The sequence below is a fragment of the Streptomyces sp. NPDC059900 genome (assembly GCF_050270335.1).
In the GTDB taxonomy this organism is placed as follows: Bacteria; Actinomycetota; Actinomycetes; order Streptomycetales; family Streptomycetaceae; genus Streptomyces.
The window spans coordinates 1-5,499 of the sequence record NZ_JBNNJZ010000535.1 but is presented as its reverse complement, the minus strand read 5'-3'; the positions used below and the strand labels follow the sequence as shown (position 1 = coordinate 5,499).

Here is a 5,499-nt window from a genome sequence, read left to right as displayed (position 1 = left end):
TATCCGCACGGGCTGCTCGTCGTGCAGGACGGCCACGACGCGCCCGGCGACCCCGAAAGGCCTTCCACGAACTTCAAGTTCGTGGATCTGGACGACGTGCTCGACGCGGTCGACGACTGACACCGGGACACCTCGCACCCTGGCGAGCGATGACGGCGGCGGCCCCCACGGGGGTCGCCGCCTTCTTCTGTTCCGATGCGGATAACGCTTTCTTCAAGTTGAATTGGCTACCAATATACGCGGTTCCGACCATGGCCGGAATTCCGCCCGCACAGAATAAGACGCTCCTCCCGTCCGCCCACCGGGGAGTTCGTCCGGCACATGACAATGGCACGAATCGCCCGCTCTTGACTCGTTCTTTTCGGCGCCTCCCGCTTTCACCGCTGGCCCGGCCGGGAATCGGCACGCCGGACCGCTGTCCGAAAACGGAGGACGCCGGTCAGTGCGTGGGATGCGTGTGACAACAGATGTGGCCAACCACAGTTGACGGCTCATCAGCTGCACCTCGCGATTTTTGGACATACCACGGGAAGGGTCACCCACTCGAAACATTTGGCTCTACGGTTCTCCAGGTGGGGGGAATCACGAGGGGTACGAGGGGGGGATTCGCCGATCGCGGCGGTGCGGCGCGAATACCGGGGGGGTACGCGCAGCCCGTAACGACGGCGGCTTTTATTTCGAGCGAGCTCCGTGCGGCAACGACCGAACCGCTGCCGCCGGAGCACACGGCGCTGTCCGGCCCGACCAGCCGGACACGCCCTCGGCAATGAAGTCCTTCTGCCCGTCGGCATGCTCGAAGAGTCAGGACTCTGCGCAGATTGTGTCCGCCCACCACACAAACGTCGGGCAACACAGGGACTTCACGAAGGAGACCCCCGTGACGGAATCTCGACCTACCGACCCTGCATCCGCAGGGAGTGGGCTGCTGCTAGAAGCGTTCGATCCACAGTTGTTCCGGGAAACTTCCGAAACCGCCCTTGCGAAGCTGGAGAAGCACCTTTCCGATCTCTCCATCAGGGGGCTGGAACTGACCGATCCGGCGACATTGTCACAGGCCGCGAAATCCCTGATGACGACGGAACGCGAAAAGGTGGCGGCCTTCGACGAGGAGAAGCTGGCAGGGATCATCGACCTGTACATCAGGACCGGTATCCAGGTGCACTCGCCCGGATACATGGGCCGCCAGTTCTCGGGCGTCGTGCCGCTCGCCGGCGTCATCGACTTCGTCAGCTCGGTGGTCAACCAGCCCGCCTCGTTCTACGAGGCGGCCCAGCTGCCCAACGCGGTGGAACGCATCATGGCCGATGAACTCAACAGGTTCATCGGCTGGGATCCGGCCCGGTTCACCATGGTGACCACATCGGGCGGCTCCCTGGCCAACCTCACCGCGCTGCTCGCGGCCCGCAACCAGAAGCTGCCCGGCTACTGGTCGGAGGGCGGATCCGCCCTGCGGGGCCAGCCGCGACCCGCCATCGCGGTGGGCGCCGACGTGCACTACAGCGTCGCGCGGGCGGCCGGCGTGATGGGCATCGGCGAGGCCCAGCTCGTCCGGCTGCCGCTGAACGGCCGCGGGCAGATCTGCATGGCGGACGCACGGCCCGCCCTGGAGGCGGCCGAGCGGCAGAACCTGAAGGTGTTCTGCCTCGTCGCGTCGGCCGGCAGCACGTCGGTGGGCGCCTTCGATCCCATCGACGAACTCGCCGGACTCGCCCGCGAAAGGGATCTGTGGCTGCACGTCGACGGCGCCCACGGAGCGAGCCTCCTGGTGTCGGAAACCCTGCGCGAAAAGCTGCGGGGAATCGACAAGGCGGATTCCCTCACCTGGGACGCGCACAAAATGATGTTCGTGCCCGCGCCCTGCACGATGCTCTTCTACCGGGACAAGGAAGCCAGCCGTACCGCGTTCCGGCAGAAGGCCAGTTATGTGTTCGACGAAGAGCCGGACATATACACCGCGTACGACAGCGGCGGAAAGAACTTCGAGTGCACCAAACGGCCGATGATCATGACCCTGTGGTCACTGTGGGCCATGTACGGGCCTGCCTTGTTCGCGGAGAAGATCGAGTATCTCTGCCAATTGACGGAGGAGGCCCACGCAATCGTCAGGGTCGAGCCCGACTTCGAGGCGGTACACCGTCCGGAAGCGAATATTCTCTGCTTCCGATATCACCCGACCGGGATCAGGAAAGAAGAAGTACACCGTCTCCAGATCGCCATACGCAACAGCGTGAAGCTCCGGGGAAACTTCTTCATCTCCAAGGTGAACGTCGACGGAGTGGCCGCATTGCGCGTGGTCATGATGAACCACCAGATCACCGCCGAGCACTTCCGGATGCTGATCTCCGAAATCAGAAGGACAGGCCAGGAACTGCTCAGCGAAGAAGCGGGAGCAGAAACAGCTTAGAGGGGACGGATGTTGAGTACATCGCATGTTCCACAGGCCACACACGTTCCGCCGATCACGTCGTCGCCCGGCGGCGCCCGTGAACTGGCCAACTGGCTCATCCCCGACTGGGAGTTGTTGCCGGAATCAATTGAAGCCGTAACGGCTCTGCCTTCGTTCGCGAGCAAGTTGCGCGAATGCGAACGGGTCTGCCAGGCGCCGTACAGCGAGGTGCCGCACGAGGTTCAGGAAGCCGTCGTACTGCGCCGTCTCCAGCAGATGGTGAACACGGTGATGCTCAATCCGCTGTGGCGCGACCGCCTGCGCAACGCGGGGACCGTGCGCGCCCCCGAGACGTACGAGGCGTGGCAGCAGATCCCGCTCTCCGACAAGGACATCCAGCGCGACTTCTTCATGGAGTCACGCCCCGGCCTCGTGGTGCCCCTCACCCGCGGCGAGTTCGAGATCGTGGCCAGCGGCGGCACCAGCGGCGGCCGGCCGCTCGAAGTCGTCTACTCCCTGCGGGAGTTGAAGGACACGTACGAGATCGCCGGGCGCTTCATGGGCGCCTATCAGCTCGCCCGCCATCTCGCGGGCACCGACCCCAAGTGGCTGTTCACCACTCTGGCCGACTACCAGATGTGGAGCAGCGGCACGATGGTGGGCGGCGTGCTCCAGCAGGTGCCCGGCGTCAACTACGTCGGCGCGGGGCCCGTCACGGCCCCGGTCCTGGAGCACATGTTCTCCTACAAGGGCCCCAAGGCCCTGATGGGCATCTCCGCGGGCATCGGCATCCTGAGCGAGCTCGGCGTGGGCATGCGCAAGGAGTCCAGGGAGAGCTTCCGCGTCGCCCTGTACGGCAGCGGCGTGCTCTCGCAGCGCAAGCGGGTGGAGTTGCAGGCGCTGTACCCGAACCTGTCGATCCTCAGCTACTTCGCCGCCACCCAGGCGGAGACCATCGGCCTGCAACTGGATCCCGCCTCGCCGCACCTGTCCGCGGTGCCGGGGCTGCACTTCATCGAGATCGTCGACGAGAACGGGCGCTGGGTCCCCGAGGGCCAGGAGGGCGAACTGGTCGTCACCCGCCTGCACGCCCACGAGGCGCCGCTGCTCCGGCTCAAGCTCGGCGACCGCATGATCCGGCGGCCGCGGACCGACGGCCCGGGCCTGAAGACCCAGCAGTTCGAGTTCGCGGGCCGCACGGGCGACGTGCTGCACATCAACGACAGCCAGTACTCCGCCGCCCGCGCCTACGACGCCGTGCGCGACGAACTGAAGGCCTCCGAGGCGGTGGACCTGGACGCGGTGGCGCACGAGGTCCAGTTCGTGAATCACCGCGAGGGCAAGACGATCACGCTGTTCGCCTCGGTCGACGACGTGCTCGGCATCTCGTACCGGACGGACACGACCCTGGGTCCCTACGGCGTCCAGCAGGTGTTCGTGAACGCCCTGCCGCGCTCTCTCTCGCTGTTCAACCACGGGGAAGCCAACCCCGCGTCGATCGAGAAGACCGGTTACAGCTTCCAGCTCAAGTTCGTGCCCCGCCTCTCGGCCGAGATCGAGCGGACGGCCGTCGGCAAGGTCCCGCTCGTGCGGGACCGGGGTTAGCACCTACAGGAGGAGTGAGGATGAAGCCGCAAGTCAACATCATCGCGGTCGTCGACGTCATCGGAGCGCTCTCGGGCAGCACCTTGCTGGGCGGCAATCTCTGCATGATGGACGACGGCGAACACAACAGCGCCCATCAGGGCACGCCGGACCTGTGCACCGTGGTCCAGCCCGGTCAGGTCGTCTCGTGGACCGCCCTGGCCGTGGACCTGCAGACCCCGGTCGAGATCAAGAACATCTCGTTCGTGCCCGCCGACAACGGCCACAGCCGGGGCCAGTCACAGGGCCAGGCGCAGGGCCAGACTCCGGGCCAGGCACAAGGACAGTCCAAAGGCCACGCACAGGGCCGCTCGGGCGGCGAGCACTCCGAGGGCGACAAGCTCGACCTCGACGTGTGGACCGGCGTGGTGCCCAACTGGCTGCAGCCCGGCGTCGCCTACCAGTACCGCCTTGAACTCCAGATGTACGAGGGCGCGAACAGCGTCATGCACGTCGACACCCCCGCGTTGATGTGCCAGCAGCACTGACAGCAGGAGCGCGACGACTAGGGCCGGGAATCAAGTAGCGGCGACGAAGGCGGAAACATGCCCCAACAATTGGCGATCATCGTGCTCGTGGACGTCGGCAGTGCGCTGGAGTCCGAGTCACTCGAAGGCAACACCTACCTGTTCGACAACATGAAGCTCCAGGGCTCCACGAACCAGGGCACCGGCGAGCTCGTGACCGCGATCAACGGCTCCTACTGGCGGGACGGTTCGCAGGCCAGCGAGCAGGTGCTCAACTGGCTCCCGTACAGCCTGGGGTCCATCCCGCCGACCGTGCCCCGCGGCTATGAGGCCGACCGGGCGCGGCAGAGCGACGAGCAGGCGCTCGCCGAGCTCCAGGACCTCGCGACCAAGTCGTCGGTCGCGGGCACCGACCAGGCCGAGCAGCTGGCCCACGTCCGCAAGACCGTCGGCGCCCGCGTCAAGACCACACGGCGCACCCGCGGCCGGATGTCCGGGCAGAAGATCCTGGACGTCACCGGCAAGGTCGTCACCGAGGACAACACGGCGGCGTACACCTACCCCGCCCCCGTGATCACCGACATCTACGGCGAGGCCGTCGACTCGAAGATCATGTACCCGGCCGAGTACGGCTCCCCGGACCTGGTCACCGACGGCTGGTACTGGTCCGCGACGGTCGACACCTCACGGCCCGGCACCTACTCGTACGTGATGCGCATCCAGCTGCACAAGCTGGTCGGGCTCAACGGCGAGCTGCGCTGGGAGGCGGTCAACCTGACCTGCCCGTCGGCTCTGCGGATCACTTCGGAGCCCCGGCGGAACGCCTTCACCAAGGCCGGCATGGGCATGCTGCCCATTCCTCCGGGAGCGGGGACGCGCCCGGGCACCCCCTGATCCCGCACGGACTTCAGCCAGAAGGAGGAGCAGATGACCACCACCACGCCCAGGCGGCGGGAGACCGGCGCCGCCAAGCGTCCCATCTCCATCACCGCCGTTGTGGAC

Annotated in this window: 4 protein-coding genes and 1 pseudogene; all 5 read left to right on the top strand. The window is 66.2% G+C overall.

The window, feature by feature from the left end:
- Positions 1-120, top strand: a pseudogene (locus ACQKIP_RS38310) (phytase); the annotation flags it as partial.
- A 646-nt stretch (positions 121-766) separates the two neighbouring features.
- Positions 767-2,404 carry a pyridoxal phosphate-dependent decarboxylase family protein gene (locus ACQKIP_RS38305; RefSeq protein ID WP_427745201.1) on the top strand — a complete coding sequence of 546 codons (1,638 nt, stop codon included), beginning with the start codon at positions 767-769 and terminating at the stop codon, positions 2,402-2,404.
- 12 nt (positions 2,405-2,416) lie between these two features.
- Positions 2,417-3,991, top strand: coding sequence for a hypothetical protein (locus tag ACQKIP_RS38300; RefSeq protein WP_365866769.1), 1,575 nt, complete (start codon positions 2,417-2,419; stop codon positions 3,989-3,991).
- A 20-nt stretch (positions 3,992-4,011) separates the two neighbouring features.
- Positions 4,012-4,518, top strand: a complete 507-nt coding sequence (locus ACQKIP_RS38295; protein WP_365866767.1) for a hypothetical protein — start codon at positions 4,012-4,014, stop codon at positions 4,516-4,518.
- Between the two features lie 57 nt (positions 4,519-4,575).
- Positions 4,576-5,391, top strand: coding sequence for a hypothetical protein (locus ACQKIP_RS38290; RefSeq protein WP_365866764.1), 816 nt, complete (start codon positions 4,576-4,578; stop codon positions 5,389-5,391).
- Positions 5,392-5,499: the final 108 nt, after the last annotated feature.